Genomic DNA, 26,540 nt, shown 5'->3' with positions numbered 1-26,540 from the left:
GGCTGGTTAAGTGAGTACCCAGAACCCCGGACTGTTCATCGCCTTCGAAGGCGGCGACGGCGCAGGCAAGTCCACGCAGGCCGCGGCGCTGGCCGGGGCCCTTGATTCGCGCGGCTTCACGGTGCTGCGCACACGGGAACCGGGCGGCACGCCCATTGGCGAAAAACTGCGGTCCCTGGTCCTGGACCACGGGCACGGCCATATCGATGCCCGCACCGAAGCCCTCATCTTTGCCGCGTCCCGCGCGGCCCATGCGGACCAGGTCATCCTGCCTGCACTGGAACGCGGCGACATCGTGCTGACGGACCGCTACATCGATTCCTCGGTGGCCTACCAGGGTGCCGGACGGGGGCTCGGAACCGCTGCCGTGCGTGACCTGAACGAGTGGGCAACAGCGGGCCTGCAGCCGGACCTCACGGTGCTGCTCGACGTCGACCCCGCCGTCGGCCGCCTTCGCCGGACCGCGGGTGACGCTGCCGAAGACCGGATGGAATCCGAAGCAGACGAATTCCACGCGAAGATCCGTACCGCGTTCCTGGACCTCGCCGCGGACCGTCCGGACCATTACCTGGTGCTTGCCGCCCACCTGCCCGTCGCCGAACTGGCGGGTCTCATCCTGGCGCGGGTGGACGCGCTGGTCCTGTCCAGGCAGGGTTCGAGTCATGTGTCCCGCCAGGGTGCCAGGGAAGGCGTGGCCCCGTGACCGTCTGGGACGATCTTCAGGGTCAGCCCGCCGTCGTCGCCCAGCTCCGCCAGGCCGCCCAGGGCGAAGGCCTGACGCACGCCTGGCTGTTCACCGGCCCGCCCGGATCCGGCCGGTCCAACGCCGCGAAAGCCTTTGCCGCCGCCCTCAACTGCGACCAGGAGGACGTCTCCAGGCGCGGCTGCGGCGAATGCGCAGCCTGCCTGACCATCCTGGGCGAAACACACTCGGACGTGGCGTTCGTCCGTACCGAAAAAGTCACCATCACCATTGATGAAGCACGGGACCTGGTCTCGACCGCCGGAAACCGTCCCTCCTCCGGACGGTGGCGGATCATCGTTGTCGAAGACGCCGACCGCATGGCGGAACGGACCACGAACGTGTTGCTCAAGGCCATCGAAGAGCCCACTCCCCGCACCGTGTGGATGCTGTGCGCACCGTCACCGGCGGACGTCCTGGTTACCATCCGGTCCCGCTGCCGCCCGGTGGCGCTGCGGCTTCCACCGGCCGCCGACGTCGCAGCTCTCCTGGTGAGGCGCGACGGCGTGGATCCGGCCCTCGCCGAACGCGCGGCCCGCGCGGCACAGAGCCACGTCGGCATTGCCCGCAGGCTTGCCCGGGACGCCGATGCCCGCGAACGGCGCATGGAAACAGTCCGCTTCCCGCTGGGGCTGCGGGGCATTACCGCAGCGGTCCTGATGGCCGAAAAGCTGGTGAAGATCGCCACCGAGGAAGCCAACAGTTCCAACGAAGTGCGCGACGCCGAGGAAAAGGCAGCCCTGCTGGCCACCCTTGGCGCGCCGGAAAGCGGCACGCTGCCGCCCGCCATGAGAAGCCAGCTCAAGCAGCTCGAGGACGACCAGAAGAGGCGCGCCAAACGCTCTATCACCGACTCCCTTGACCGGACGCTCACGGACCTTCTCTCGTTTTACCGGGACGTCCTCATCATCCAGATGGGGAACGCCGTAGAATTGGTAAACGTTGAACTCAGGAGCGAGCTGGCCGAGTTTGCCGGGCGGTCCAGCGCGGAGGCAACGCTCGCCCGGATGGATGCGATCAACAAGGCCCGCCAGCGAATCACCACCACCAATGTTGCACCCCTGCTGGCCATCGAATCCATGGCAGCAAGCCTGATCTAGTACCGCCCCGCCCAGTCCCGCCGCCGTATGTTCGCCCGAGCCCACGCCAAGTCCTTCAAGGAGTCCTGCATGAAGCCTGCCCGACGTCTGCCCCTGCGGTTACGGTCCGGATCGACCGCGGCCAAGGCAGCTGCTGGCTCCCTGGCCGTATTGCTCGCGCTTACGGGCTGCACGGTGTTCGGCCAGCCCGACGGCGGATCGGGCCGCGGGAGCACCGCCAAGGCTGACCCTTCGATCGCCGAAGCGGCTCCCGAAGAGCTTCGGAACTTCTACTCGCAGGAAGTTTCCTGGACGTCCTGCGAGGACAAGCTCGAATGCGCCAAAATCAAGGTGCCCCTGGATTACAGCAAGCCCGACGGCGACAGCATCGAGATCGCAGCCCTCAAAATGAAGGCAACGGGCAAGAAGACTGGCAGCCTGCTGGTTAACCCCGGTGGCCCGGGCGGTTCCGGCTACGACTTCGTCAAGGACGCCGGCGCCACGAACATTTCCAGTGAAGTGCGCGCCAGCTACGACCTGGTGGGCTTCGACCCCCGCGGGGTGAAGCGGTCCTCCCCCGTCACCTGCCTCACGGACCAGGAACGCGACGAGTCCCGGGCAAAGAACTATGACCTCAGCTCGGACGCCGGACTGGCGGCCGCTGTCGCGGACAACAAGGCAACGGCGGCCAAGTGCGCCGAAAAGACCGGCCCCGTGCTGGGACACGTGGACACCGTCAGCGCCGCCAGGGACCTGGACATCCTGCGTGCCGTGGTCAACGACGCCAAACTGAACTACCTCGGCTACTCCTACGGCACCTTCCTGGGATCCACCTATGCCTCGCTGTTTCCGGACAACGTGGGCCGCATGGTGCTCGACGGCGCCCTGGACCCGTCCCTCAGCAACGAGGAGCTCACCAGCGGCCAGGCCCGCGCCTTTGAGAAGGCCATCCGCGCGTACGTGGAGAAGTGCCTCGGTGACAACGGCTGCCCCCTGAGCGGAACCGTGGACAGCGGCGTCCAGCAGATCCGCGACGTCGTGCAGTCCGTGGACGCCAACCCGCGGCGAGCCCAGGACGGCAGGATGGTGACCGGCTCGGCCTTCGTCAGCGGCCTGATCCTGCCTTTGTACAACGACGACAACTGGCCGTTGCTGACCCAGGCCCTGGACGCCGCCCTCAAGGGCGACGCCTCCCCGATGCTGCGGCTGGCAGACTTCGGCGCCGACCGCGACCCGAGCGGCAAGTACACGTCCAACAGCGCGTTCGCCTTCAACGCCATCAACTGCCTGGACTACCCCATGGTCAGTGACCCGGCTGCCATGCGGGCCGAAGAGCAGAAGCTGCGGCAGGACTCCCCCACCTTGGGCTACTTCTTCGCCTACGGCGGCACGAACTGCCAGGACTGGCCCTACAAGAGCACCCGCACACCGGCACCCGTGGAGTACCCGGGCTCGGCCCCGATCGTGGTGGTGGGCACCACCGGCGATCCCGCGACCCCCGTGGAATGGGCCGGCGCCCTGCGCAAGCAGCTGGGCAACGCCTCCCTGGTGACCTGGAAGGGCGAGGGCCACACCGCCTACGGCCGCTCGAACAGCTGCGTCACCGATGCCGTGGACGGCTACCTCCTGACCGGAGAGCCGCCCGCGGACAACACGGAGTGCTAGGACGGCCCGCGGCCTGATCTAGCCCTGGCGAGCCCCTGCATAGGCGAGCCCCGGCGTAATGCCTGCACGAACCGGACTACGAGACCGGATCAGTTGGACCGGACTACTCGGACCGGGGCTCCAGCAGCACCGGCAGGTCCCGGATGGACTGTACGACGGCGGTGGCGCCGGCCGCGCGCAGCGCCGGTTCCCCGTGCGCTCCGGTGAGGACACCCGCCACTGTGCTCGCGCCTGCCCGCAGGCCCGACTGGATGTCGGCGCAGCTGTCCCCCACCACGGCGACCTTGCGGACGTCATCCAGGTCCAGTGCCAGGACGGCCGTCAGGATCATGTCCGGATAGGGCCTGCCCCGCCCGGCATCCGCCGGACAGAGGCTCAGGTCCGCCAGCCCCATCCAGCCGAGGCTCTCCAGCACCATGTTTTGCGTGTGGCGGCCGAAGCCGGTGGCAAGGCAGACCATGATGCCGGCTTCGCGGAGCCACGCAATGGCGTCCTCCGCGCCCGGAACAGCCTGGATGACGCCGTCCGCTATCAGCTCGTCGCAGCTCCGTTCGAAAAAGGTGTTGGCTGCGGCGGCCCGGTGCCGGTCCTCGAACAGCTGGCTGAAGACAGCGAGTTTCGACATGCCCGCCGTGTCCTTGGCGTAGCGAAGCATGCGCTCGAACTGGGCCGATCCTTCCCCCACGCCTTGGTCCGCCAGGGTGCGGGTCATGGCGCGTTCCAGCAGGCCGCCGTCGAATACTGTTGTTCCCACCATCGCGAGCACGGCCAGCCGTACCTCGTGGGCGGCGCCGGGAAGCGTGCCGCGGAGTGCGGGTGCGGCTTCCGGTGCGGATGCGTCTGCTGTGTCCGGAGTCATGGCCAAGCCCCTTCGCTGACATGCGGCCGCCGACGCGGCCGCTTTGGTCGTTCCACAGTGCAAGCGCTCCGGGGCCCCGCGCTGAACCCGCACCGACCGCAGGGTGAACATCCAGACAACGTCCGCCACGGCCATTCTGCGGACGTTCGATCTGCTCATTTTGACCCGGGCAGGGGACTCTATTACAGTTGTCTCTTGCATGATCCGCCCGGTTCTTCCGGGTTTTGTCGTGCGGTGCTTCCTTAGCTCAGTCGGTAGAGCGTTTCACTCGTAATGAAAAGGTCATCAGTTCGATTCTGATAGGAAGCTCGGGAAGAACCCCGTATGACCCCTAGTTCTAGGGGTTTGCGGGGTTTTTTACTGGTTAAGCCCGAACCCTCGCTTAGGGGCAGGGCACACTTTGGTCTCCCTCCGTTCAATGTTCAGCTGCAAACATGAGGCGATTCTAGCCGCGGATCAGAATACGTGGGCTGGCCGAGGACTTTCACGATCGTCGTGGGGATGCTGACGTCGTGGCCGGAACCGTTACACGGGGTCGATGAGAAAAACCCTGGGCGAATCGATTGTGAGCTGCTTGTTCCGGATTTCGGCTCCGTTTTCGCGCGGGGCAGCCTGGAGATCGTCGAGCTCGACCGGGGTTTTGCCGAACTTCTCCTTGGTTTCGATCTCGCCCAGGACATTGCGGACGGTTGTCAGGGCAATGTGTTGCCAGCCTTCATGTGGACGACGACGTCGCCCTTTAGCTTTTCCTTCAGGGACATGGTTCTGCCTCATTCTTGTTAGGGTGAGGCCCATGTGTGCGGCAGCATCGTGGCGGTTCACCGGGAGCCTGCGACCGGAGTGAACTGACCCGCACACATAGAGTCTGAACGGAAAAGGGGGACGCGTGTTCTATACCAGTGAGCAGGAGCGGCGCAATGACGCCGTGTATGCCGAACACAAGAGGGCTGTCGCAGCCGGCGAGAAGCGGGTCTTGCGGACGACCAGCACCGGCGAGCTGCACAGCTACCCAGGCGAGGAGATCGGCTTCACGCCCGGCCGCGGCCAGGCCCAGGTCAGCACCTGGTGGGGCATGGCCATCATCTGTACCTTCATGGGATTGATGTTTCTCGGGTCATTGGTCATGTTGATCGTGACCCTGCTGCAAGGGCACGGAGAATGGGGTGCACTGTTTCCCATCCTCCTGGGAGCTTTCGGTTTCCTGTATGCATTTGCGTTGTCCCGCGACGAGTACCGTGCTTCCCAGCTGCGCAAGCGGCGCGGTTCGCCCAAGCCGGGCACCAGCGGAAGGGTCGACATCAATCTCCTTGAGTTGGGCCAGAAGCACCGGGACGAGCAACCCTGTTGGAGTATCTGGTTGGTTTAGGCTGCGTTCTCGCGGCCATGGCCATACTGCGGGGTCTGAACGCTTACTGGCAGCGAAAGCACCGCCGCACCCGACCGCCGCAGCACCAGGGCGAGCCTCAATCCCAGCGAGGCCGGATCTAAAAGGACTCGCCGCCCACCAATCACAACGCGGACCCCTACAGCGGCTGGCCCTAACCCACCGCCACTGTCGGCTCGGATAGGCTCACGGCATGACGGGAACGACGAGCATGACCGATTCGCGGGCGGAGCGGACCGCGGTGGCTGCCAGGGCGCTGTACAAGCAAGAGGACTTCCTCCGAAGCCTGGATGGACTCAGCGATTAGGAGCTTCGCGAACACATGCGGGTAACGGCGGATCTGGAGAAGGCGGCCATCAAGGAGTGGCTGGACTCCGGCGACTGCTACATCATCTCACTGGCCGGAAAAGTCCACCTGCCTACGTGTGACAGCATGGGTCGGTTCGTAGACCGTGACTCCGCCTGGGGTTTGAACTTCCGCTTCCCGGAGCGGCTCTTAGGGGAGGGGCCCGACGCCGACCCCATCCCCATCTGGCCGATCCTGAGAACCCGCGCGCAGATCGAGAGCCTGCCCTCGTGCACGCCTTGGCCCCTCTGCGCCCCGATGCCGGTCGCGCCTGAAAAGCGGTTCGGAGCCAACAGCTGGACGTACCTGCGGGCTCGCAGCCTCAACTCCAAGCACTTCGGCACCGAGTTCCGCTTGGCCGAGGGCACACTCCTCGGAGCGCTGACGAAGATCAGCACAGTGGAGACCATCGACGGGTTCGACTTCACGGCCGAGTTCGAACATGCGGAAGCCCCCATCACCGATCCGGACACCGAGATGATGTACCACACCGGGATGAGGGCCCTGGCCAAGCAGCAGTCTTGGACGGCCACGGCGCCTTTGATGACAGGGTGCGGATCGTAGCCGATGATCTCGAAGTCCCCGACCTCGTAGTTGAAAATGGACTCCGGCTTCCGAGTGATCTTCAACTGCGGGTAGGGACGGGGCTCGCGGGAGAGCTGCTCCTTCACCTGGTCGAGGTGGTTGGAATACACGAGTGCGTCACTGAAGGTGTGGATGAACTCCCCCACCTCGAGCCCTGTCTGCTCGGCAACCATGTGGGTCAGCAGGCATAAGAGGCGATGTTGAAGGGGACGCCCAGGAAGAGGTCGCCGGAGCGCTGGTAGAGCTGACAGTTCAGCTTCCAGGGCTTGCCGTCACTGTCCGGGGTGACGTGGAACTGGAACATCGTGTGGCACGGCGTGCGGCTATTACTTGGTGGACGGCGGCTACCCGGCCGTATGACAGCAGGCCGGTGACCGGGGTTTCCTGACGACGCTGTGGGAGGCGCCCCGGTCAACGCCGCTTGAAGGTAACGCCCCCGATGAGCCCTACGAGCGCGGCCGGCAGGGCGAACAAACCAAAGATCTGCGGCATCAACGACGGCGGCGTGGTGATCATCGTGGCCAGGCCCACCAGTGCAACCGGCGCCGCAACGCAGAGCGTCACCCACAGCGGATATTGCCGGATCTGGGACCAGACCGCCGCTGCAATGGAAGCAGCCGAGCCGGCGAGCATAAACAGCCGGCCCACACGCAGCCGCTCCACAAACTCAGGCACCGGCTCGTAGGCGAACAACATTGTCCGCTCCAAGGAAATGCCTGTCAGGATGATGGAAACGCCGACCAACCCTGCCCAAGGCAGGGCCCGCCCTCTCCACCACCGGCGGACAACGTAGCGCTCGTCTCCCGGTGAGTTCGTCACTCTGCGATCTTATCCGCTGGCTGCTGCAGGGCACCCGTACCGCGAAGGCCGGCGCTATTGAATTCCGGCACGCCGTCCGAAACTCTTGAGCTGTGGAACAGCGCCCTTCGGACAGGACAGCTCCCCAGCGCGGGGCACCTCCGGCCTCACCGTGGGGCATGGTGCTCAGGTTCGGGCTGGTCAGCCTGGCCGTTGATGCCGTGTCCGACGGCGCACGCCCGCTCGCCGGACCGCTCCTTGCCCAGTTGGGTGCCTCCGCTTTGGTGATCGGGCTGGTCACCGGCGGCGCCGAGGCAGCAGCCCAGGGGCTTCGGCTGGTCTTCGGGCCGTGGGCGGACCGCACCGGGAAATACTGGACGTTCACGCTGGCGGGCTATGCCCTCACTGCCCTGTGCATCCCGCTGCTTGCCGTGACGCCCGCTCTCGGTGTCGCAGGGCTCATGCTGGCCTCTGCCCTCATCATTGGCGATCGCGTGGGCAAGGCGGTCCGGAGCCCCGCGAAGACCGTCCTGCTGGCCGCCGTTGCCGAGCCAATCGGGCGTGGACGCGGTTTCGCGGTGCACAAGTCACTGGATCTTGCCGGCGCGTTTGCCGGTCCGCTGATCGCCTCCGCTGTCATTGCGGCAACCGGTGCACTGTGGCCGGCGTTCGCGGTCCTGGCGATTCCCGCCACGTTTGCCATGGCACTCCTGTTCCGGATGCGGCGCCGCATCCCCGATCCACACGGACCACCTGTGCCGGGGGCACGGGACGTGCAGAAAGCCTCGGACGCCCGGGCACCTGCCGTACATCAGAGGGAGCGCCTTTCTGCGGTGTTCGTCCTCTTCGCCGTCTCCGCCTTCTTCTGGAGCGCCGGCCTGGTGGCCTTCGGAGTCATCGCGTTCCATCTGACGTCCACTGTTGGCGTTGCCGTCGCCGCCGTTCCGCTGGTTTACGCCGCCGGCATGGCAGCCGCCGCCCTGGGAGCTCTCGCCAGCGGCTACGCCTACGATCGCGCCGGCGGCGCCGTGCTTCTGGTCCTGCCGGCCCTGGTTACCTTGATCCCGGTGCTGGCGTTCTCCTCGGGCGCGGGACAGGTGCTGGCCGGAGTGTTCGTGTGGGGAGCCGCCACGGGCATCCAGGACTCCACGGTGAAGGCACTGGTGGCCGACCTGGTGGTTCCGGCGAGGCAGGGAACCGCTTACGGAATCTTCGCCGGTTTCGAAGGGGGCGGCGCACTCGCCGGCGGCGCCCTTTACGGCGCGCTCTACGGCTCCCGTCCTGCACTCATTGCCGCCGTGGCGACCCTCCAGGCGGTTTCGATGGTCCTGCTGCTGGCAACCGTGGTCCGGTCATTCCACCGACCCGGCCCGGGGCCTGGACCCTTCCCGGGGACCGGCCCCGCCCCGGAGTCCACCCATGGTCCGGAGCTTGAATGACAATTTACGGAGCTCACCGAAAGCCAGGACTGCGGATGCCAGGAGCACGCATGTTCCCCAGTGGTAGGCGTCCATGGATGCCGTCCCGAAAGCCCGCTGCAGCAATGGCACCTCAACCACGGCGACCTGAAGAACCGCAGCCAGCGCCACAGCGCCCCAGAGCCATCTGTTGACGAACAGGCGGTGGAACGCACTGGAAGTCTCGGAACGGGAGTTGAATGCGTTGAACAACTGGGCGAACACGAGGGTGGTGAACCCGGCGGTACGCGCCACGTCCAGGGAATCGGCACCTTCCACCAGCCCGCCCGGCAGGAAGATGTCAATGGCGAGCAGGGACGCGAGCCCCATGATAAGGCCCACCGACAGGATGCCGGACCACATCCGCCGGCCGATGATCCGCTCGGTGGTCCTGCGTGGCTGGCGCGCCATGACGTCGTCGATCTCAGGGTCCACCCCCATGGCGAGCGCCGGGCCGGAATCTGTCACCAGGTTGATCCAGAGGATCTGGGTGGCGAGCAAGGGCAGTGCGCCAGCCTCGCCCGGGGCACCGGCCAGGCCCAGCGCTCCGGCAAAAACGACGCCGAGGAAAACCGTGAAGACCTCACCCATATTGGAGGACAGGAGGTAGCGGAGGAATTTTTCGATGTTCTCGAAGATGATGCGGCCCTGGCGGACGGCCGCAACAATCGTGGCGAAGTTGTCATCAGCCAGAATCATCTTGGACGCCTCCTTAGTCACTTCCGTCCCGGCGACGCCCATGGCAATGCCGATATCCGCAGACTTCAGCGCCGGTGCGTCATTGACTCCGTCCCCCGTCATGGCCACCACGTTGCCCTGCGCCTGGAGCGCATCAATGATCTGCAGTTTGTTCTGCGGTGCCACCCGCGCGTAGACCGAAGTGGCGGCCGTGACGGCGTGCAGCCCTGCCTCATCCATCGCATCGAGCTCCGCCCCGGTGACCGCCCGCTCCCCCGCCGCTGCTATCCCCAGGTCGCCGGCAATCCGGGCCGCGCTGAGCGGATGGTCGCCGGTAATCATCAGCACCCGTATGCCGGCGTGCTGGGCTGCCGCCACCGCAGCGGCGGCTTCCGCCCGGGGCGGGTCGATAATCCCCACCACTCCGAGGTATACCAGTGTGCTTTCATCAGCCTCGTCCAGCACCTCAAGTTCGTGCCTGTCCGCGTCCCCGTACCGGCGGTAGGCGACGCCGAGCGTCCGGAAGGCCTGCGCGGACAAAGCATCAACCGCTGCAAGCGCCTGGTCACGGCGCGCACCGTCCAGCGGGACAATGCTTTCACCCACCTGCAGCCCGGTGCAGCGTCCGAGCAGCACGTCGGGTGCGCCCTTGGTGACCAGGGACAGCGTGCCCAGTTCCTTGTGGTGCGCCACCGCTGACATAAGCTTCCGCTCCGAGGTGAACGGCACTTCACCGTGACGTTCATATTCGCCGACGCGCTCCGTGACCCCCTCAAGCTTGCGGGCTGCGACGAGGAAGGCCGCCTCGGTGGGATCCCCCTGGATCTCCCACTCGCCGTCGTGCTCTGTCAGTTGGGCGTTGTTCGCGAAGGTGCCGCCGGCCAGGACAAGGCCGGCCTCGAGGAGCACGGCCGGATCGATATCCTCCCTGCCCTCCTGGCGGGCACGGCCCTCGGGCCGGTAGCCCACGCCCGTTAGTTCCACCTCGCCCGAGGCCGTGACAATCCGGCCCACGGTCATCTCGTTACGGGTCAGCGTTCCGGTCTTGTCCGAGGCGATCACCGTTGCGGAGCCGAGCGTTTCCACCGAGTGCAACTGCTTCACGACGGCGTTGCGCCGGGCCATGCGCTGCACGCCCAACGCCAGCACAACAGACAGGATGGCGGGCAGCCCCTCCGGGACAGCCGCCACTGCGAGCGACACGCCGAGCAGCAGCACAGTCACAAGATCGCTCAGTGAACTGACGCCGTTAACCGCCACCACGGTGACCATTACGACGACGGCGATGACGATCACCGTAGTGCCCAGCAGCCGGCTCACGCCCGCAATTTCCTTCTGCAGCGGCGTCGGCTCGGCGACCGTCCGCTCAAGCATCCCGGCGATGGCGCCAACTTCCGTGTCCATGGCCGTTCCGGTCACCACCGCCCGTCCCACGCCCTGGGCGACGGCCGTGCCCTTGAACACCATGTTCACCCGGTCGCCCAGCGGAACATTTCCGGACAGCGTTCCCGGGTTCTTGAAGACCGGCTCGCTCTCTCCGGTCAGGGAGGCTTCGCTGACACGGAGCGACGTGGCGGTGACCAGGCGGGCATCCGCGCCCACGGCATCGCCTTCGCCCAGGACAAGGATGTCACCGCGGACAAGCCCCGCTGAGGGCACCGTCCTAAGTTCGCCGTCGCGCAGGACGGTGGAGTTGGCCGCCGTCATGACCTGCAGGGCCGCCACGGCTGTCTCGGCTTTGTTTTCCTGGACGAAGCCCAGCACCGCATTGAACAGGACCACGGCGCTGATCACGACGGCATCGACCGGAACTCCGCGGGCACCCTCCGCTGCCCAGGCGACGACTGAGATGGCGATCGCAGCCAGCAACAGGTAAATCAGCGGATCCTGGAACTGGGATACGACCCGTCGCCACCAGGGTGCTGGCGGCGCGGACTCGATTTCGTTGGGTCCGTCGCGCTCAAGCCTGCGGGCGGCTTCCGCCGAGGAGAGGCCGGTCGCGGGGTCAACACCGCCGGCGGCCACCGCTTCGGCAGCCTCGCAGAGGTACCAGGGGACAGCGTCGATGGATGCCGCCTGCCGAGGGGCATCCGTCATGGCGCTGTCACCCACATGCCCCAACCCTTGCCCACCGGGCGGGGTGGCGCAAGGGGCCTACGGCCCCCGTCCGGCGTCGAATCAGCGGCCTGCCCACACTGACGCGGCCCCGGAGTGGCCGGTGATGATGCTCTGGTAGATCAGCGCTGCGCCTGCCAGGGCGCCCACCGTCAACGCGGCGATCCGCACCGCGCGATTGTCCTGCAACCGCCCGATGGTGCCCAGCCGCCGCGCAAAGGGTTCGTGGGTGACAGCCAGCATCGCCGACATGACCACAAAGAACGCCACGGCAAGGTACTTCAACAGGTCGCCCTGTTCAACGTGCTCGTGGAGGAGCTGCGACGCCGGGCGTGATTTCTCCAACTGTTCACCGGCTTGGGCGGTGATAAGCGTCAACGGGACCAAGGCGAGGGAGAGCACGCCCAGCGGCCACACCAGATATTCCCGCGCGGCACGCCATACGCCATAGACGATGGCAGCGATCCCCGCCAATGGAGACAGCACGACGACGCCGTGGATCAGCAGAATGTGGGCAGGCAGCCCGGCAATTTCGATCATTCGATTTCCTCCACTACAGCATCGGGTCCCCGATGGATTGACACGTCGTCGCGCCGGCGCGTGAACCGGGCCCCTATGATGCTCGCATGGGAGAGCAACAATTGGCTGATATTGCCTCCGCGCTCTATCGGTTGCCGCTCGAAGGATTCGTGGCCGCCAGGACCGCGGCGGCGAAAGCCGCAGCTGCGGACGCCGGGCGGGATCTCGCTGATGCCGTCCGTGCCCTGCCGAAGCCCTCAGCGGCGGCCTGGGCGGTGAACATGCTGGCCGTCCACCGGCCGGACTCGCTCGGGGAGCTGGAGAAGCTTGGAGCCGCCATGCGCGGCGCCCAGGAAGACCTCGACGCCGGTGCCCTCCGCGCGCTCTCGCAGGAGCGCCGGCAGCTGCTCACCCGCGTGATGGGGACGGCACGTGAGGTGGCGGAACAGCAGGGGCGGAAGGTGAGTGCCGCCGTCGCAGCCGAGGTTGAAGCGACGTTGCGGGCCGCCACCGTGGACGAAAGCGCGGCGGCAGCCGTGCGGAGCGGCCGCCTGCTCCGGGTACTGTCAGCCGACGGCGTGGACCGGGTGGACCTTCGGGATGCCGTGGCGGTCCCCGGTGCCCCCGCGCAGCCGGTAGTGCCGACGCCGGATGGTGGCCCGCCCGCGGGGACGCGGCGGGCCTCCGCGACACCGACACGCGGCGTCCCGGAGCCCGCACCACCGGACAGCCCGTCTGCCGAAAGGTCCGCCGAAAAACCGCGGTTGAAGGCGGTCGGGACGAAACGGCCGGCTCCCGCGCCCTCGGCGGTCGAGCGCGCCGAGGCCCGCCTGGCCGAGGCGGAAGAAGCCGCCCGGTCAGCGGCGGAGGATGCGGAGCAACGCACTGCGGATTTCGACGAAGCCGAGGCAGCCCTGACCCGGCTGGGCGACGAGGCCCGGAGCCTTCGCGCGCGCCTCAAGAAGGTCGACGAGGAGTTCGAGCTGGCGAGGCGGCGGCGGGAGTCCGCTGCTGCTCAGATGCAACTGGCCGGCCGCGCAGCGGAAAAGGGACGACGGGCGGAGGTGCTCGCGAGGGAGAGGGTGCTCCGGCTTCGCAACACGCCGGACTGAGTCGCCTTTACTGTCAGAGGCCGGCTGCACACTGGATTCATGGACAAGAACCTCAGCACCAGCCAGGCGACTACGCGGGGAAACCTCGGCGGCGACGCACCGGAGCCCCGGGAATTCCACGTCACCTATTTTGATACCGACTGCGGCCTGATCCGCAGGGAAACGTTCGACTCCCTGCCGGAGGCGGAGCGATTCGCCAACCGGAACATTTCCGACGAGCAGGGCTGGGCCGTTATCGACGCTGTGCCCGCGGAACAGGGACGGCTGGCGGCCTGAAGAACGCCAGAGGCCCCGCACTGTGCAAGTGCGGGGCCTTCTGACCGGCCTAGTCTTCGACGCTATTCCGTGGAGCTAAGCCGGAAGCGCTGAAGCCCTCTAGGCGAAATCGGAGACAGCGGGGTCCGGTCCGATGCGGCCGGTGCCTTCGGCAGTCCGGTCCAGCCCGTTGATGGTTGCGATGTCGGCCTCATCCAGCGTCACGTCGAGGGCCGCGTAATTTTCGCGGATCCGGGACTCGGTGACGGACTTCGGAATCACCACGTTGCCGAGAGCCAGGTGCCAGGCAATGACCACCTGCGCAGGCGTGGCACTGTGCTTGGCCGCGATCTCCGCGATGGCAGGGTGCTCCAGGAGCTCGCCGCCCTGGCCCAACGGCGACCACGCCTGGGTGAGGATGCCCTTGGATGCATTGAATTCGCGCAGTTCGGCCTGGTTGAAGAACGGGTGCAGCTCCACCTGGTTGATGGCCGGAACAACACCGGTCTCATCGATGATCTGCTGCAGTCCCTCGGTGGTGAAGTTGGAGACACCGATGGACTTGACCCGGCCGCGCTTCTGCAGCTCGATCAGGGCCTTCCAGGTGTCCACGTACTTGTCCTGCTGCGGCTGCTGCCAGTGGATCAGGTACAGGTCCAGGGTTTCGAGGCCCAGGCGCTCCATGGACGCTTCAAAGGCCGCAAGGGTGGACTCGTACCCCTGGTCCGCGTTCCACAGCTTGGTGGTGATGAAGATGTCCTCAGGCTTCAACCCGGAGCGCTCAATGGCGCGGCCCACGCCTGCTTCGTTCCCGTAGATCTTGGCGGTGTCGATGTGGCGGAACCCGGCCTCGAAGGCCTGGACCACTACCTTTTCCGCTACGTCGTCCTCAACCTGCCACACTCCGTAGCCGAGCTGGGGAATGGTGTTGCCGTCGTTGAAAGTCAGTTCAGGAGAAAAAGTCATTACTTCATACTGCCAACGGGAGCAGCGCCCGGCGAGCAAAAACGCCCGGCTAAGCTAGGCGCTTAACCGGGAATAGCTACGAATCCTGCGGCTGTTCGGCAAGGCGGCGTTCGGCGTCGGCGATCTGTTCAAAGACCGACTCGGCCCGTCGGCGGACCGAGGCAGCGCCTACCGGCACCGGCCCGACGGCGAGGCGCAGCATCGCTGCCGCCTCAGCGGTGGTCGCCAGGGAGTTGCCCGCCTTGGATAGTGATCGGTGGACGCCGGCCAATGCGCCCGGGATGTCCAGGCCGTCACTGGGTGAGCGCCGCTGGGCTTCGACGCACACCTGCCGGACCCTGATGGCGAGGCCGGCGAGATCGTTGGCGATCTCCACGAGCTCGGCGTACAGCACATCGTCCTCCACGCCTTCCAGGACTTGGTGGAACCGGTCAAGCCCGCGAAGGAAACGGTCGTGGGCGCGCCGCCACAGCCCTTTGCCGAGCTCGGCGTCGTCTTTGCGCCCCTGGCGGGCAGCTGCGAAGAATGCCACGCCGACCCTAGAGATACTGGCCGGGACCGTGGTCCGGATCTTCCGGTGTGCCGGCCCGCTCCCCTCCGGGATGCGGCAGCCGGGCACGCTGTGGCTCGCCGTCCTCACCGATCACCACACCCGGAGCAATAACGGTTCCTGGCGGCAGCTGGCGCAGTTGCCTCTGCGCCGCGGCGTGTTCACGCGCGGCGTGCTGGGCGGCGATGGCGGTCTGGATGCCGTGGAACAGCCCTTCCAGCCAGCCGACGAGCTGGGCCTGGGCAATTCGCAGTTCCGCCTCCGAAGGAGTCGCCTGTTCCGGAAAGGGCAGGCTGATCCGTTCCAGCTCTTGGACGAGTTCAGGCGCCAACCCGTCCTCGAGTTCCTTGATGGAGCGTTCGTGGATTGCTGCCAGGCGCCCGCGTGCGGCTTCGTCCAGGGGTGCCGATTTCACTTCATCCAGCAGTTGCTTGATCATGGTGCCGATCCGCATCACCTTGGCGGGCTCATCCACCAGGTCCTGGAGGTTGCTCCCCCTCGGCCGGGGGCCGGTTTGAGGGCCAAACGCCGGGCGGGAAGATGCAGCGTCGTCCAGGGTGGTGCCCTCTACGGGGTCCTCAACAGCAGGCTGAGTGTCGTTCGGATCGCTCATGGCTTCATACTCTCACGAGCCGCGAGCGCAGGCGCGCGTCCGTGAAGCCAGTTGACCCGGCCGGAACCGGCGGTGCCCCGAAAAGGCCAGAGGCGCCGTCGGACCCTAAGATCCGACGGCGCCCCGGCGCAGGTGTTCCCATCAGCAGCGGCCGGTCAGCAGCAGCGGCCCTGGGGATTGTTGTCCTGGCGGTCCGTGCGGTCCCGCCAGAACTCGCGCTCGGTCATGGGCGCTTCCGTATGCCCTGAGGCCTCGTGGTGCTCCAGGTACTTCGCATAGGCATCCGCTCCCATTACTCCGCCGAAATAACGGGCGAAGCCACGGAACCCTTCGAGTATCGCGTTCATGACGAGCCCCGCATCAGTGGTGTGCGGCCTTTTCGAGGCGCAGGTCGGCGGGGAGTTTGTTCCACTCTGCCACCAGTTCCCGCTCAGCAGCCGTGGGAATGAATCCCGCCGGCGCGTAGGCGCGGGACGGCACGGGCGGGTCCTCGTGGTCTGCGTGGGCAACGCCCTGCTTCGCATCCCGGAACGCCTTCACTGTGGCCACCATCGCCGTGATGATCACGATGATGCTCAGCACTACGAAGATCACCGACAGCCACCCCTGGATCATGGTGTTGCGGACCACGGCCTCCATGGCCGCAACCGTCTTGGCCGTGCCGAATTCCGTCTTGCCGTCGGCCAGGGCCTTGGAGAACGCGGCGTTGTTGGCGAAGTAACCTACTGCCGGAACCGGCGAGAAGATCTTCTGGAAGCTGGCAGTGATGGTGACGACGGCTGCGAAAGCAAGCGGAAGGGCCACAATCCAGAGGTACTTGAACGAGGCCCGCCGTGCCGCGATGGCCAGGCAAACGGACAGCGCAATGGCTGCCAGCAACTGGTTGGCGATTCCGAACAGCGGGAACAGCGTGTTGATGCCGCCCAGCGGGTCCGTGACGCCCATCAGCAACACAGCGCCCCAGGCGCCGACCATCACAGCCGTGCAGAGCCAGGCTCCCGGCCGCCAGGAGTGCTCCTTGAACTTCGGGATGAAGTTGCCGATGGAATCCTGCAGCATGAAGCGTGCCACGCGGGTGCCGGCGTCCACGGCGGTGAGGATGAACAGTGCTTCGAACATGATGGCGAAGTGGTACCAGAACGCCATCATGGCCGTCCCGCCGATGAACTGCTGCATGATGTGGGCAAGGCCGACGGCCAGCGTGGGCGCACCGCCGGTGCGGGACACAATGCTTTGCTCGCCGACGTTTCTGGCGGTCTCCGACAGGAGATCCGGAGTGATGTTCACCCCGGACAGGCCCAGGCTGTTGACCCAGGTGGCTGCCGTTTCCACGGTGCCGCCGGTCAGGGCGGCCGGCGAGTTCATGGCGAAGTACAGGCCGCGGTCGATGGAGATGGCTGCCACGAGGGCCATGATGGCCACGAAGGATTCCATCAGCATGCCGCCGTAGCCGATCAGGCGGGCCTGGCGTTCCTTTTCGATCAGCTTCGGGGTGGTGCCGGAAGAGATCAGTGCGTGGAAGCCGGATAGGGCGCCGCAGGCGATGGTGACGAACAGGAACGGGAAGAGCGCCCCGGGGAACACCGGCCCGTTTTCCCTGCTGGCAAATTCACTGAAGGCGGGCACAGTGATTTCGGGACGGACCACGATGATGGCCAGCGCAAGCATGACGATCACGCCGATTTTCATGAACGTGGAGAGGTAGTCCCGAGGAGCCAGCAGGAGCCAGACCGGGAGGATGGCGGCGATGAAGCCGTAGACGATGAGGCCCCAGGCGATGGTGACCTTGTCCAGGTGGAAGAACGCCGCGCCCCACTCGGTCCCGGCCACTGCGCCGCCGCCGATGATGGCGGCCATCAGCAGCACGAAGCCGATCAGCGACACCTCCATGACTTTGCCTGGGCGGATGAAGCGGAGGTAGACGCCCATGAAGAGGGCAATAGGGATGGTCATTCCCACGGAGAACACGCCCCAGGGGCTTTCGCCCAGCGCGTTCACGACGACGAGGGCCAGGATCGCGACGATGATAACCATGATGAGCAGGGTGGCGATCAGGGCGGCGGTGCCGCCGATCACACCGAGTTCCTCACGGGCCATCTGGCCCAGCGAGCGGCCGCCACGGCGCATGGAGAAGAACAGGACGAGGTAGTCCTGCACCGCTCCGGCCAGTACGACGCCGATGATGATCCAGATGGTGCCGGGCAGGTACCCCATCTGGGCCGCAATAACTGGGCCGACCAGGGGGCCTGCGCCGGCGATGGCGGCAAAGTGGTGGCCGAACAGGACGTTGCGGTCGGTGCGGACGTAGTCCTTGCCGTCCGCCTTGTACTCGGCAGGGGTGGCCCGGCGGTCGTTAGGCCTGGTGATGTACCGTTCGATCACCTTGGAGTAGAAGCGGTAGCCGATCAGGTACGTGCAGACGGAGGCGAACACGAACCAGATCGCGTTGACCGTCTCGCCTCGGACGATGGCCAGCATGAACCAGGAGAGGCCGCCCAGCAGCGAGATCGCGGCCCAGATGGCGATCTTCGTCGGTGTCCATTTGCGTTCTTCGGCCTCCCGGACCGCCTCGTCCACCGATGTTGGTGGAAGCTTTGGATCATGCACCAAAGCGTCCTCCGATAATGCTGTCCGCGCCTTGCCATCCGGCATTTTGCCCATGTCTCCTCCTCGAGAACCCCAGCTGAAAAGTGATCTCCCCTTCGCACCATATCAACGCCCCGGACGCAGGGATACTGCTTTTGGGGTGGCGCTCTTGAGGCTCTCGCTGAACGGTCGGACGGGAGCGTTGAGCGGTTAGCAGACTAGGGTGCGGGCGTGTTCAACTGCGCCATCCGCGCCTCGCAAAGATCCAGCCACCGGACCTCTGCTTCGGTCTGGAAAATCAGTGAGTCCAGCACCAGCAGCCACGCGGTGTCCGCCCGGCGCAGGCTGGCGGAGGCCTCGCGACGGGTCTTGGTGTAGTCCTGGAGCGCCTTCACTGAAGCGGTGCGCTGGGCCTGGATGACGGCCGGGACGTCCACGCCGGGAATGGTCACGGCGAGGGCGAGCTTGATGGCGAGTTCGTTCCGGGGAGGATTGCTGCGGGCCACCGGGGCCTGGAACCAGCCCGTGACTTCGCCGCGGCCTGCGTCGGTGATGCTGTAGATGACGTGGCCTTCGCCGTCGCCGCCGTCGTTCGTGACCAGCCCGTCCCGTTCCAGCCGGTCCAAGGTGGTGTAGACCTGCCCGATGTTCAGCGGCCAGGCAGAGCCGGTGCGGTCCTCGAACTCGACCCTCAACTGGTACCCGTAACGGGGCTTGTCCTGAAGCAGGGCGAGGAGACTATGGCGAATGGACATACTGCCCCCTGATGTCGCAAAGACGACGGCATACACGCGCCCCCAAGACGCGTGCATACCGCGTATGGAACTACAGTAGCGTGATTTCGACGTCGAGGCAATACCGGGTATTCATTTGCGGGCCTGGCGTTCGGCTACATGACGAGCAGGACTTTCCCCACATGGTCGCCGGAGTCGAAGTATTCGTGCGCCGCCCGCACCTGTTCCAGCGGAAACGTCTTGGCTACCAGGGGCCGGATGCGGCCGTCCGACAGGAGCGGCCACACCGCATCCCGGACGGCGTTCATGATCACGCCCTTCTCCGCCACCGGGCGCGGGCGGAGCGCCGTGCCGATGATGGCGGCCCGCTTGCTGAGGAGCTTTCCAAGGTCCAGTTCCGCCTTGGTGCCGCCCTGGAGTCCGATCACGATCAGCCGGCCGTAATCCGCGAGGGCGTCAATATTCTGCCCGAGATACTTGGCGCCTACAACGTCCAGGATGACGTCGGCCCCGTGTCCGCCGTTTTGCGCACGGAGGGATTCGGGAAAGTCCTCCTCCGTGTAATTGATGGCGATGTCCGCATGGAGGAAGGCTTTGGCGGTGCCCACCTTCTCAGCCGTTCCGGCCGTGGTGGCCACCGTGGCACCAAAGGCCTTGGCCAGCTGGATGGCCATGGTGCCGATTCCGCCGGTGGCTCCGTGGATCAGCACGGTCTCACCCGGCTGGAGCTGCGCCGTCATGATCAGGTTCGAATAGACGGTGGCCGCCACTTCGGGGAGGGACGCGGCAGTGACCAGATCCACGCCGTCGGGAATCCTCAGCACCTGTTCGGCCGGGACCGCCACCTGCTGGGCGTAACCGCCGCCCGAGAGCAGTGCCACCACCTTGTCCCCCACCGAAAACGGTTTGGACACGCCGGAGCCGAAGCCCGCTATCCGGCCGGAAACTTCCAGGCCAAGGATGTCCGACCCCCCGGGCGGCGGCGGGTAGAACCCCCTGCGCTGCTGGACATCTGCCCGGTTGAGTCCCGCGGCGACGACGTCGATCAGCACCTCGCCGGGGCCGGGAACCGGAGCCGGGACCTCGCGCACTTCGAGCACCTCAGGCCCGCCGGCCTCGCTAACGTAGACGGCCTTCATGGAAAACTCCCGATTCCTAGCTGCTTCCTGCCACAAAAAATAGTGTGCAGCGGCCGCGCGAGCCCGCAAACACTCCGGACGGTTTTTGTCGCAGCCAACTGCCTATGAAACACTACTCGGTAAGGAAGGTTGTCCGAGCGGCCGAAGGAGCTGGTCTTGAAAACCAGTGTGCGGTAACCCCGTACCAAGAGTTCGAATCTCTTACCTTCCGCGAAGAATGCCCCGGGCCCTGAACCATCAGGACCCGGGGCATTTTCCGTTAATCCCGGTTAAGGGCTTGGTTGTGCCGGGACCATTGAAAGTGTCGGTGCTCCGGAATAGTGTCTGGTTTGTCTTCACTGACCATCCCTCCGCCGCGGTCCGTTGCCGCGGCCACCGACAGGAGCCACAATGCCCAGCCCTGACATCACGCCCGGCGCACCCTGCTGGATCGACCTCATGACATCGGATGCCGCCAAAGCCAAGCAGTTCTATGGAGAACTGTTCGGGTGGGACTTCCAGACCGGCGATGAGGAAAAATACGGCGGCTACATCACGGCCTCGAAAAACGGGAAGTCCGTGGCAGGACTCATGCAAAAGGATGAAACGATGGCCGGCTTCCCTGACGCCTGGTCCACCTACCTGCGTTCGGACGACGCCGCCGCCACAGCCGAAGCGGTCACGGCGCACGGCGGACAGGTCTTCATGGGGCCGATGGACGTCCCGGAGCAGGGCCACATGGCCATGTTCGGCGACGCCACCGGCGCGGCCATCGGCATCTGGCAGCCCCGCGAAATGAGAGGCTTCGAACTCGTGGCCGAGCCCGGCGCCGCGGCCTGGCACGAACTCCACACCAAGGACTACGCCACCGCCGTCAAGTTCTACCAGGACGTCTTCGGCTGGGACACGGACGTCATGAGCGACACTCCCGAATTCCGCTACACCACGCTGGGCAAGGGAGACTCGGCCAAGGCGGGAATCATGGACGCCTCGGCCTACCTGCCGGCGGAAGTCCCGTCCAACTGGCAGGTCTACTTCGCCGTGGAGGATGCCGACGCGTCCATTGAAAAGGCCGTCAGCCTTGGCGCGCGGGTGATCGACGGACCGGACGACACCCCGTTCGGCCGGCTGGCAACCCTGGCCGACCCCACCGGGGCAATGTTCAAGATCGTTGCGGACACCCGGCAGGGCGCCGCCGATCCGGCCGACTCAGGAGACACCACCGGGGCCTAACGAGCCGCCGCGTTCCATTTAAGAAAATTGATCTAAGAAATACCGGCCAGCCGCTTCCATCGGAGCTACTGGCCGGTATTCTTTTGCCATGTCCGGCACATGGGGCGGGCCGGCACCTGCACGAAACCAAAGCACTGCCGCAGAACACTGTTGCCGGGACAGGGCCGATGCTGCCCTGTGGCCGGCGGTGACCGTTTCGCTGGGGGACGTCTCGCAGAATGCACGCTGAATCAATCACACGTTCATTCGACTCTGTTTTGCTGTGCCGGAAACTGCTTGACCAGGAGTAAAGTCCGGGCCCTTTTGTCCGCGCCACAAAGCCGGACACATTCCACCGAGCCCTTACCCGGGGCACCCTAATGAGAGTTAGAGCGGATGAAACGCACACCATGGAAAATTACGCTGGGCACGGCGTTGTCAGCGGGGCTTATCGCAGCCCCGCTGACAGCCGTCCCGGCGTTCGCAGTGGAGGTCTCACCGGCCGCTGCGGGCACGTCACCAGTGGTCATCAATGAGGCGTACCTCAGCGGAGGCAGCTCCGGAGCGGCCTACAAGAACAAATTCGTAGAGCTGTACAACGCGTCCGATGCGCCGGTTTCGCTGGATGGCTGGTCCCTTCAGTACCGCTCGGGCACGGGAACGGCCGCCCCCAATGGAGTGGCGGCCCTCACGGGCAGCATCCCTGCGAAGGGTTACTACCTGGTCCAGGGTGGAGCCAACGGAGCGCCCAGCCCCGCCGGCGCCGACCTGCCCACTCCGGACCTGGTGGCCACCGGCTTGAACCCGTCCGGAACCACAGGCACCCTGGTCCTGGCCAGGCAGGCCACTGCCCTCACTCCGCTGGCCACCGGTTCGGTGATCGAGCCCGCCAACGTGGCTGACCTGCTGGGGTACGGCACGTCCAATACGTTCGAAACGCAGGCTGCCACCGCGCCCGCCAGCAACACCGATGTCAAGAGCCTGAACCGCACCAACGGAGCGGACTCCAACAGCAACGCGGCCGACTTCACCCTCAGCGCCACCATCACCCCGACGGCGGCCGGCGGCACCGTGGACCCCGGTCCCGTCGATCCCGGTCCCGTAGATCCGGCGCCTGCGCCCAGCGCAAAGACCATCGCTGAAATCCAGGGCTCCGGTGCGGCCAGTCCGTTCGTCGGCGCCAGCGTCACGACGCGGGGCAAGGTGACCGCGGCGTTTCCCACCGGCGGCTTCTCCGGCTTCTACGTCCAGACCCCCGGATCCGGCGGCGATCTGACGCCGGCCAACCACACGGCGTCGGACGCTGTCTTCGTCTACTCCCCTGCAACGGTTGGCTCGGTCACCATCGGTGATTACGTCGAAATCACCGGCGCCGTCAGCGAGTTCTTTGGCATGACCCAGGTGAATGTTGCTGATGCGGCAGGGCTGAAGAAGCTCGCCGAGGCGGCTCCGGAGGTGAAGTCCACCGGCTTCTCCCTCCCGGCGGATGAAGCCTTCCGTGAATCCCTGGAAGGCATGCTGCTGGCACCGCAGGGACCCGTGACGGTCACGGACAACTACTCCCTGAACCAGTACGGCGAAATCGGCCTGGCCGGCGGCACCACACCGCTGGAGCAGCCCACCGCCGTGGCCCCGTACCGTTCGGCCGAGTACACCGCAACCGTTGCCGCCAACGCGGCCCGCGGCATCAAGCTGGACGACGGCGCCACCACCAACTTCCTCAAGGACGCCGCCACCAAGGCGCAGGTGCTGCCGTACCTGACCACATCGGATCCCGTCCGCGTCGGATCACCCGTGACGTTCCAGACCGACGTGGTGCTCAGCTACGCCAACAACTCCTGGAAGTTCCAGCCGCTGACCCACCTGACGCCGGAAAACGCCGGCCTCATCCAGCCGGCCGCCTTTGGCGCCACCCGCGCCGAGGCCCCCGCCGCCGTCGGAGGCAACCTCAAGATTGCGTCCTTCAACGTGCTGAACTACTTCCCCACCACTGGCGACACGCTGACCGGTTGCACGTTCTACACCGACCGTGACGGCAACCCCATCACTGTCCGCGGCGGGTGCGACGCCCGCGGTGCCGCAAATGCCGAGAACCTCAAACGCCAGCAGGACAAGATCGTGGCCGCCATCGGCAAGTCCGGCGCCGACGTGGTGTCCTTGATGGAAGTTGAGAACTCCGCGCAGTTCGGCAAGGACCGCGACGATGCCCTGGCAAAGCTCGTGGAGGCTCTGAACATTTCCACACCGGGGATCTGGGACTACGTCCGTACGCCCGCCAATGCTCCCCCGCTGGCTGACGAGGACATGATCCGGACTGCGTTCATTTACAAGAAGGCCGCCGCGGAACCGGTGGGCGAATCCATCATCCACAATGACACCGTGGCCTTCGCCAGCGCCCGCAAACCGCTGGCCCAGGTCTTCAAGCCAGTTGGCGCGTCCGAGGACAAGAAGTTCATCGCCATCGCCAACCACTTCAAGTCCAAGGGCTCTGCCGCCACTCCGGAGGACACCGACCAGGGCCAGGGCGCTTCGAACCTTGCCCGCACCGAGCAGGCCAAGTCACTCCTTGCCTTCTCGAACGACCTTCAGGCTTCGACGGGCACCGACAAGGTCTTCCTGCTGGGCGACTTCAATTCCTACGCCAAGGAAGACCCCCTCAACGTCCTCACCGCTGCCGGCTACGTCAACCAGGACGAGAAGGCCAAGAACGCTGACGGCTCCGCCAAGCACTCCTACCTGTTCGGCGGCCTGGTGGGTTCGCTGGACCACGTCCTTGCCTCGCCGGGCGCAAACGCCGTGGTCACGGGCGCCGACATCTGGAACATCAACTCCGTGGAGTCCGTGGCGCTGGAGTACAGCCGGTATAACAACAATGTGACCAACTACTATGCGCCGGACCAGTTCAGGGCAAGCGACCACGATCCCGTGGTGGTGGGCCTTGATTTGCCGGCCGCACCAGTCCTGCCTCCGAGCGTTGACCTGAACTTCCTGGGCATCAACGATTTCCACGGCCGCATCGACTCCAACACGGTCCTGTTTGCCGCCACCATCGAAAAGCTCCGCGAAGCGGCCGCTCCGGGCGCCACGGCCTTCCTGTCCGCGGGAGACAACATCGGCGCCTCGCTGTTCGCTTCCGCCGTCGCCAAGGACCAGCCCACCATCGATGTGCTGAACGCCCTGGAGCTGCAGGCGTCCGCCGTGGGCAACCACGAGTTCGACGGCGGCTGGACGGACCTGCGGGACCGCGTCGTCGCGGGCGGAACGAACGCCAAATTCCCGTACCTCGGCGCCAACGTCTACAAGAAGGGCACCACGGAGCCGGCCCTGCCGGAATACACGGTGCTGGAGATGAACGGCGTGAAGGTGGCCGTGATCGGTACCGTCACCCAGGAAGTGCCGTCGCTGGTCACGCCCGCCGGAATCACCGAACTTGAGTTCGGCGATGCCGTGGAAGCGATCAACCGCGTGACGGCGAAAATCACCGCCGACAAGCTCGCCGACGTCATCATCGTGGAAAACCACGACGGCGCAGGGTCCGGTACCCCCGACGGTTCCACTTTGGAGCAGGAAATCGCAGCCGGCGGCCCCTTCGCCAAGCTCGTCAACGAAACCTCCCCCGAGGTGGACGCCATCTTTACCGGCCACACCCACAAGCAGTATGCCTGGGATGCTCCGGTCCTGGATGCCAACGGCCAGCCAACAAGCAGGACGCGTCCCATCGTCCAGACCGGCAGCTACGGCGAGTTCATCGGCCAGATCCAGCTGACGATCGACACCAGGACGATGCAGGTGACCGGCTACAAAGCGGGCAACGTCAAGCGCACAGTCCCCACCACGACCGAGACGGCCGCGGACCTCGTGACCAAGTACCCGCGCGTGGCAGCAGTCAAGGCGATCGTTGACAAGGCAGTGGCCGACGCCGCAGTCATCGGCAACCAGCCGGTGGGCAAAGTCACCGCTGATATCACCACGGCCTTCACGCCCGCCGCGGCAACAAGCCCGGCATCCCGTGACGACCGCGCCAGCGAATCCACCCTGGGCAACCTTGTGGCGGATTCACTGGTGGACGCACTCAAGGCACCGGACCTCGGCGCCGCCGAAATCGGCGTCGTGAATCCCGGCGGCCTGCGCAACGAACTGTACTTCGCGCCGGACGGAACCATCACCTACGCGGAAGCGAACGCCGTGCTTCCGTTCGTGAACAACCTCTGGACCACGTCTCTGACCGGGGCACAGTTCAAAGCGCTCCTCGAACAGCAGTGGCAGACCAACCCGGACGGCACGGTCCCGAGCCGCGCCTACCAGCAGCTCGGATTGTCCAAGAACGTCAACTACACCTACGACGCCGCGCGCGCCGCGGGTGACCGCATCACGTCCATCCGGGTCAACGGTTCGCTCATCGATCCAGCCAAGTCCTACCGCGTCGGCACCTTCAGCTTCCTTGCAACCGGCGGCGACAACTTCCGGATTTTCAAGGAAGGAACCGGCACTGAGGATTCTGGCCTCGTGGACCGCGACGCCTGGATCAAGTACCTGCAGGAGCACAATCCGGCATCGCCGGACTTTGCCCGCCGCACTGTTGCCGTGGTGAACACCACGGCGGCCGAGGTCAAGGCCGGCGACTCCATCACGCTGGCAGTCTCCAAGCCGGATCTCACGTCGCTGGGCAGCCCGGTCAACACCTCGCTGGCGGCCTCCTTTACGGACGCCGCGGGCACGGTTACCCAGCTCGGCACCATCCCGGTGTCCGCCGGGGCTGCCGCAGTGGACGTGAAGGTTCCGGCCGGTGCGGCCGCAGGCGCCGGCACCCTGGTGCTGACCGCTGCTGAATCGGGCACCGTGGTCAAGGCCGCGGTCCAGGTTGCTGCCAGCGGCCCGGTGCCGCCGGTCTGCACAGCGCCCGTGCCGCCCGCCAAGTGGTACGACTTTGCGGGCTGGATCAAGTACGGCCTGGCCTGGATCCAGTACCAGAAGTGCCTGAAAGGCTAGTTTTCCGGCCTGACAGCCACTGAACTTGCCCCGCCCCGGGGCCCGCGAATCCATTCGGATCCCGGCCCCGGACGCGGGGCATTTTCATGTCCGGGAACCTGCGACCCTCTCTCACTTCCTGACGCCCCTCCCGCAACGCTCTCTCACTTCCTGCCGCTCCTCCCCCAACGCTCTCTCA

21 protein-coding genes, 2 tRNA genes and 2 pseudogenes are annotated in these 26,540 nt (G+C 65.9%); 12 read left to right on the top strand and 13 right to left on the bottom strand.

Features of this window, described 5'->3' with window-relative positions:
- Positions 1-10 precede the first annotated feature (10 nt).
- The 3 genes from tmk (at position 11) to AC07YR_RS08665 (ending at position 3,486) form a co-directional block, all read left to right on the top strand.
- On the top strand, positions 11-703 hold the full coding sequence (gene tmk, locus AC07YR_RS08675; RefSeq protein ID WP_436056695.1) for a dTMP kinase: 693 nt from the start codon (positions 11-13) through the stop codon (positions 701-703).
- Positions 700-1,842, top strand: coding sequence for a DNA polymerase III subunit delta' (locus AC07YR_RS08670; protein ID WP_436056694.1), 1,143 nt, complete (start codon positions 700-702; stop codon positions 1,840-1,842). Before tmk ends, AC07YR_RS08670 begins: the two co-directional genes overlap by 4 nt.
- A gap of 69 nt (positions 1,843-1,911) precedes the next feature.
- The gene (locus AC07YR_RS08665) at positions 1,912-3,486 is read left to right on the top strand and encodes an alpha/beta hydrolase (RefSeq protein ID WP_436056693.1); all 1,575 of its coding nucleotides are present in this window, start codon (positions 1,912-1,914) and stop codon (positions 3,484-3,486) included.
- Between the two features lie 103 nt (positions 3,487-3,589).
- On the opposite strand, the gene AC07YR_RS08660 is transcribed toward AC07YR_RS08665, so the two are convergent.
- The gene (locus AC07YR_RS08660; protein ID WP_436056692.1) at positions 3,590-4,345 is read right to left on the bottom strand and encodes an HAD family hydrolase; all 756 of its coding nucleotides are present in this window, start codon (positions 4,343-4,345) and stop codon (positions 3,590-3,592) included.
- A 236-nt stretch (positions 4,346-4,581) separates the two neighbouring features.
- On the opposite strand from AC07YR_RS08660, the gene AC07YR_RS08655 reads away from it, so the two are divergent.
- Positions 4,582-4,654: transfer RNA gene (locus tag AC07YR_RS08655), tRNA-Thr, on the top strand.
- A 303-nt stretch (positions 4,655-4,957) separates the two neighbouring features.
- Here the strand turns inward: AC07YR_RS08655 and AC07YR_RS08650 are convergent.
- A pseudogene (locus tag AC07YR_RS08650) lies at positions 4,958-5,106 on the bottom strand (GatB/YqeY domain-containing protein); the annotation flags it as partial.
- Positions 5,107-5,231: 125 nt separating this feature from the next.
- Between AC07YR_RS08650 and AC07YR_RS08645 the strand changes: the two are divergent.
- The gene (locus tag AC07YR_RS08645; protein ID WP_494733711.1) at positions 5,232-5,711 is read left to right on the top strand and encodes a hypothetical protein; all 480 of its coding nucleotides are present in this window, start codon (positions 5,232-5,234) and stop codon (positions 5,709-5,711) included.
- A 340-nt stretch (positions 5,712-6,051) separates the two neighbouring features.
- Complete coding sequence (locus tag AC07YR_RS08640) at positions 6,052-6,639, top strand: hypothetical protein (protein WP_494733725.1); 588 nt, start codon at positions 6,052-6,054, stop codon at positions 6,637-6,639.
- On the opposite strand, the pseudogene thyA reads toward AC07YR_RS08640, so the two are convergent.
- Both thyA and AC07YR_RS08630 read right to left on the bottom strand, forming a co-directional pair.
- Positions 6,600-6,976 (bottom strand): annotated as a pseudogene (gene thyA, locus AC07YR_RS08635) (thymidylate synthase); the annotation flags it as partial. The gene AC07YR_RS08640 and the pseudogene thyA overlap by 40 nt on opposite strands.
- A gap of 95 nt (positions 6,977-7,071) precedes the next feature.
- Positions 7,072-7,479 (bottom strand): hypothetical protein, encoded by a 408-nt coding sequence (locus AC07YR_RS08630; RefSeq protein ID WP_156372362.1) that lies wholly within the window; start codon positions 7,477-7,479, stop codon positions 7,072-7,074.
- Positions 7,480-7,571: 92 nt separating this feature from the next.
- Here AC07YR_RS08630 and AC07YR_RS08625 point away from each other — a divergent pair, with 92 nt between their 5' ends.
- On the top strand, positions 7,572-8,897 hold the full coding sequence (locus tag AC07YR_RS08625; RefSeq protein ID WP_494733710.1) for an MFS transporter: 1,326 nt from the start codon (positions 7,572-7,574) through the stop codon (positions 8,895-8,897).
- On the opposite strand, the gene AC07YR_RS08620 is transcribed toward AC07YR_RS08625, so the two are convergent.
- Both AC07YR_RS08620 and AC07YR_RS08615 read right to left on the bottom strand, forming a co-directional pair.
- A complete protein-coding gene (locus AC07YR_RS08620) occupies positions 8,811-11,690 on the bottom strand; it encodes a cation-translocating P-type ATPase (protein WP_494733709.1) in 2,880 nt (959 codons plus the stop codon). The two genes, AC07YR_RS08625 and AC07YR_RS08620, sit on opposite strands and share 87 nt — an antisense overlap.
- A gap of 81 nt (positions 11,691-11,771) precedes the next feature.
- Positions 11,772-12,248 carry a hypothetical protein gene (locus AC07YR_RS08615; protein WP_494733708.1) on the bottom strand — a complete coding sequence of 159 codons (477 nt, stop codon included), beginning with the start codon at positions 12,246-12,248 and terminating at the stop codon, positions 11,772-11,774.
- Positions 12,249-12,334: 86 nt separating this feature from the next.
- On the opposite strand from AC07YR_RS08615, the gene AC07YR_RS08610 reads away from it, so the two are divergent.
- Complete coding sequence (locus tag AC07YR_RS08610) at positions 12,335-13,339, top strand: hypothetical protein (protein WP_494733707.1); 1,005 nt, start codon at positions 12,335-12,337, stop codon at positions 13,337-13,339.
- Between the two features lie 39 nt (positions 13,340-13,378).
- On the top strand, positions 13,379-13,615 hold the full coding sequence (locus AC07YR_RS08605; protein ID WP_436056686.1) for a hypothetical protein: 237 nt from the start codon (positions 13,379-13,381) through the stop codon (positions 13,613-13,615).
- A gap of 99 nt (positions 13,616-13,714) precedes the next feature.
- On the opposite strand, the gene AC07YR_RS08600 is transcribed toward AC07YR_RS08605, so the two are convergent.
- The 7 genes from AC07YR_RS08600 to AC07YR_RS08570 all read right to left on the bottom strand — a co-directional run bounded on the left by AC07YR_RS08600 (position 13,715) and on the right by AC07YR_RS08570 (position 20,182).
- Positions 13,715-14,560, bottom strand: a complete 846-nt coding sequence (locus tag AC07YR_RS08600; RefSeq protein WP_055800655.1) for an aldo/keto reductase — start codon at positions 14,558-14,560, stop codon at positions 13,715-13,717.
- Positions 14,561-14,636: 76 nt separating this feature from the next.
- Positions 14,637-15,092 carry a hypothetical protein gene (locus tag AC07YR_RS08595; protein ID WP_055800657.1) on the bottom strand — a complete coding sequence of 152 codons (456 nt, stop codon included), beginning with the start codon at positions 15,090-15,092 and terminating at the stop codon, positions 14,637-14,639.
- A 7-nt stretch (positions 15,093-15,099) separates the two neighbouring features.
- Entirely contained in the window at positions 15,100-15,723 is a 624-nt protein-coding gene (locus AC07YR_RS08590) for a bacterial proteasome activator family protein (RefSeq protein ID WP_055800660.1), read from the bottom strand.
- A 155-nt stretch (positions 15,724-15,878) separates the two neighbouring features.
- Positions 15,879-16,070 carry a YbdD/YjiX family protein gene (locus AC07YR_RS08585; RefSeq protein WP_055800663.1) on the bottom strand — a complete coding sequence of 64 codons (192 nt, stop codon included), beginning with the start codon at positions 16,068-16,070 and terminating at the stop codon, positions 15,879-15,881.
- A 13-nt stretch (positions 16,071-16,083) separates the two neighbouring features.
- The gene (locus AC07YR_RS08580) at positions 16,084-18,384 is read right to left on the bottom strand and encodes a carbon starvation CstA family protein (RefSeq protein WP_494733706.1); all 2,301 of its coding nucleotides are present in this window, start codon (positions 18,382-18,384) and stop codon (positions 16,084-16,086) included.
- Positions 18,385-18,527: 143 nt separating this feature from the next.
- Positions 18,528-19,064 (bottom strand): PadR family transcriptional regulator, encoded by a 537-nt coding sequence (locus AC07YR_RS08575; RefSeq protein ID WP_436056684.1) that lies wholly within the window; start codon positions 19,062-19,064, stop codon positions 18,528-18,530.
- A 134-nt stretch (positions 19,065-19,198) separates the two neighbouring features.
- Positions 19,199-20,182: an NAD(P)H-quinone oxidoreductase gene (locus tag AC07YR_RS08570; RefSeq protein WP_494733705.1), complete on the bottom strand. Its 984-nt coding sequence runs from the start codon at positions 20,180-20,182 to the stop codon at positions 19,199-19,201.
- A 123-nt stretch (positions 20,183-20,305) separates the two neighbouring features.
- Between AC07YR_RS08570 and AC07YR_RS08565 the strand changes: the two genes are divergently transcribed.
- The 3 genes from AC07YR_RS08565 (at position 20,306) to AC07YR_RS08555 (ending at position 26,362) form a co-directional block, all read left to right on the top strand.
- Positions 20,306-20,393, top strand: a tRNA-Ser gene (locus AC07YR_RS08565).
- A 179-nt stretch (positions 20,394-20,572) separates the two neighbouring features.
- Positions 20,573-21,394 (top strand): VOC family protein, encoded by an 822-nt coding sequence (locus AC07YR_RS08560; RefSeq protein WP_494733704.1) that lies wholly within the window; start codon positions 20,573-20,575, stop codon positions 21,392-21,394.
- 375 nt (positions 21,395-21,769) lie between these two features.
- Positions 21,770-26,362, top strand: a complete 4,593-nt coding sequence (locus AC07YR_RS08555) for an ExeM/NucH family extracellular endonuclease (protein WP_494733703.1) — start codon at positions 21,770-21,772, stop codon at positions 26,360-26,362.
- Positions 26,363-26,540 lie beyond the last annotated feature (178 nt).

The organism is Arthrobacter sp. GW460-12-1-14-TSB2, from assembly GCF_059423525.1.
The sequence above is the reverse complement of the archived record's forward strand: the minus strand, read 5'-3'. Positions and strand labels throughout refer to the sequence as shown.

Bases quoted from the DNA above. Each gene is read 5' to 3' on its own strand.
- AC07YR_RS08665 (WP_436056693.1), top strand. From the start codon at position 1,912: ATGAAGCCTGCCCGACGTCTGCCCCTGCGGTTACGGTCCGGATCGACC.
- AC07YR_RS08600 (WP_055800655.1), bottom strand. From the start codon at position 14,560: ATGACTTTTTCTCCTGAACTGACTTTCAACGACGGCAACACCATTCCC.
- AC07YR_RS08615 (WP_494733708.1), bottom strand. From the start codon at position 12,248: ATGATCGAAATTGCCGGGCTGCCTGCCCACATTCTGCTGATCCACGGC.
- AC07YR_RS08580 (WP_494733706.1), bottom strand. From the start codon at position 18,384: ATGGGCAAAATGCCGGATGGCAAGGCGCGGACAGCATTATCGGAGGAC.
- AC07YR_RS08560 (WP_494733704.1), top strand. From the start codon at position 20,573: ATGCCCAGCCCTGACATCACGCCCGGCGCACCCTGCTGGATCGACCTC.
- AC07YR_RS08555 (WP_494733703.1), top strand. From the start codon at position 21,770: ATGAAACGCACACCATGGAAAATTACGCTGGGCACGGCGTTGTCAGCG.
- AC07YR_RS08660 (WP_436056692.1), bottom strand. From the start codon at position 4,345: ATGACTCCGGACACAGCAGACGCATCCGCACCGGAAGCCGCACCCGCA.
- AC07YR_RS08590 (WP_055800660.1), bottom strand. From the start codon at position 15,723: ATGAGCGATCCGAACGACACTCAGCCTGCTGTTGAGGACCCCGTAGAG.
- AC07YR_RS08620 (WP_494733709.1), bottom strand. From the start codon at position 11,690: ATGACGGATGCCCCTCGGCAGGCGGCATCCATCGACGCTGTCCCCTGG.
- AC07YR_RS08610 (WP_494733707.1), top strand. From the start codon at position 12,335: ATGGGAGAGCAACAATTGGCTGATATTGCCTCCGCGCTCTATCGGTTG.
- AC07YR_RS08570 (WP_494733705.1), bottom strand. From the start codon at position 20,182: ATGAAGGCCGTCTACGTTAGCGAGGCCGGCGGGCCTGAGGTGCTCGAA.
- AC07YR_RS08585 (WP_055800663.1), bottom strand. From the start codon at position 16,070: ATGAACGCGATACTCGAAGGGTTCCGTGGCTTCGCCCGTTATTTCGGC.
- AC07YR_RS08605 (WP_436056686.1), top strand. From the start codon at position 13,379: ATGGACAAGAACCTCAGCACCAGCCAGGCGACTACGCGGGGAAACCTC.
- AC07YR_RS08640 (WP_494733725.1), top strand. From the start codon at position 6,052: ATGCGGGTAACGGCGGATCTGGAGAAGGCGGCCATCAAGGAGTGGCTG.
- AC07YR_RS08575 (WP_436056684.1), bottom strand. From the start codon at position 19,064: ATGTCCATTCGCCATAGTCTCCTCGCCCTGCTTCAGGACAAGCCCCGT.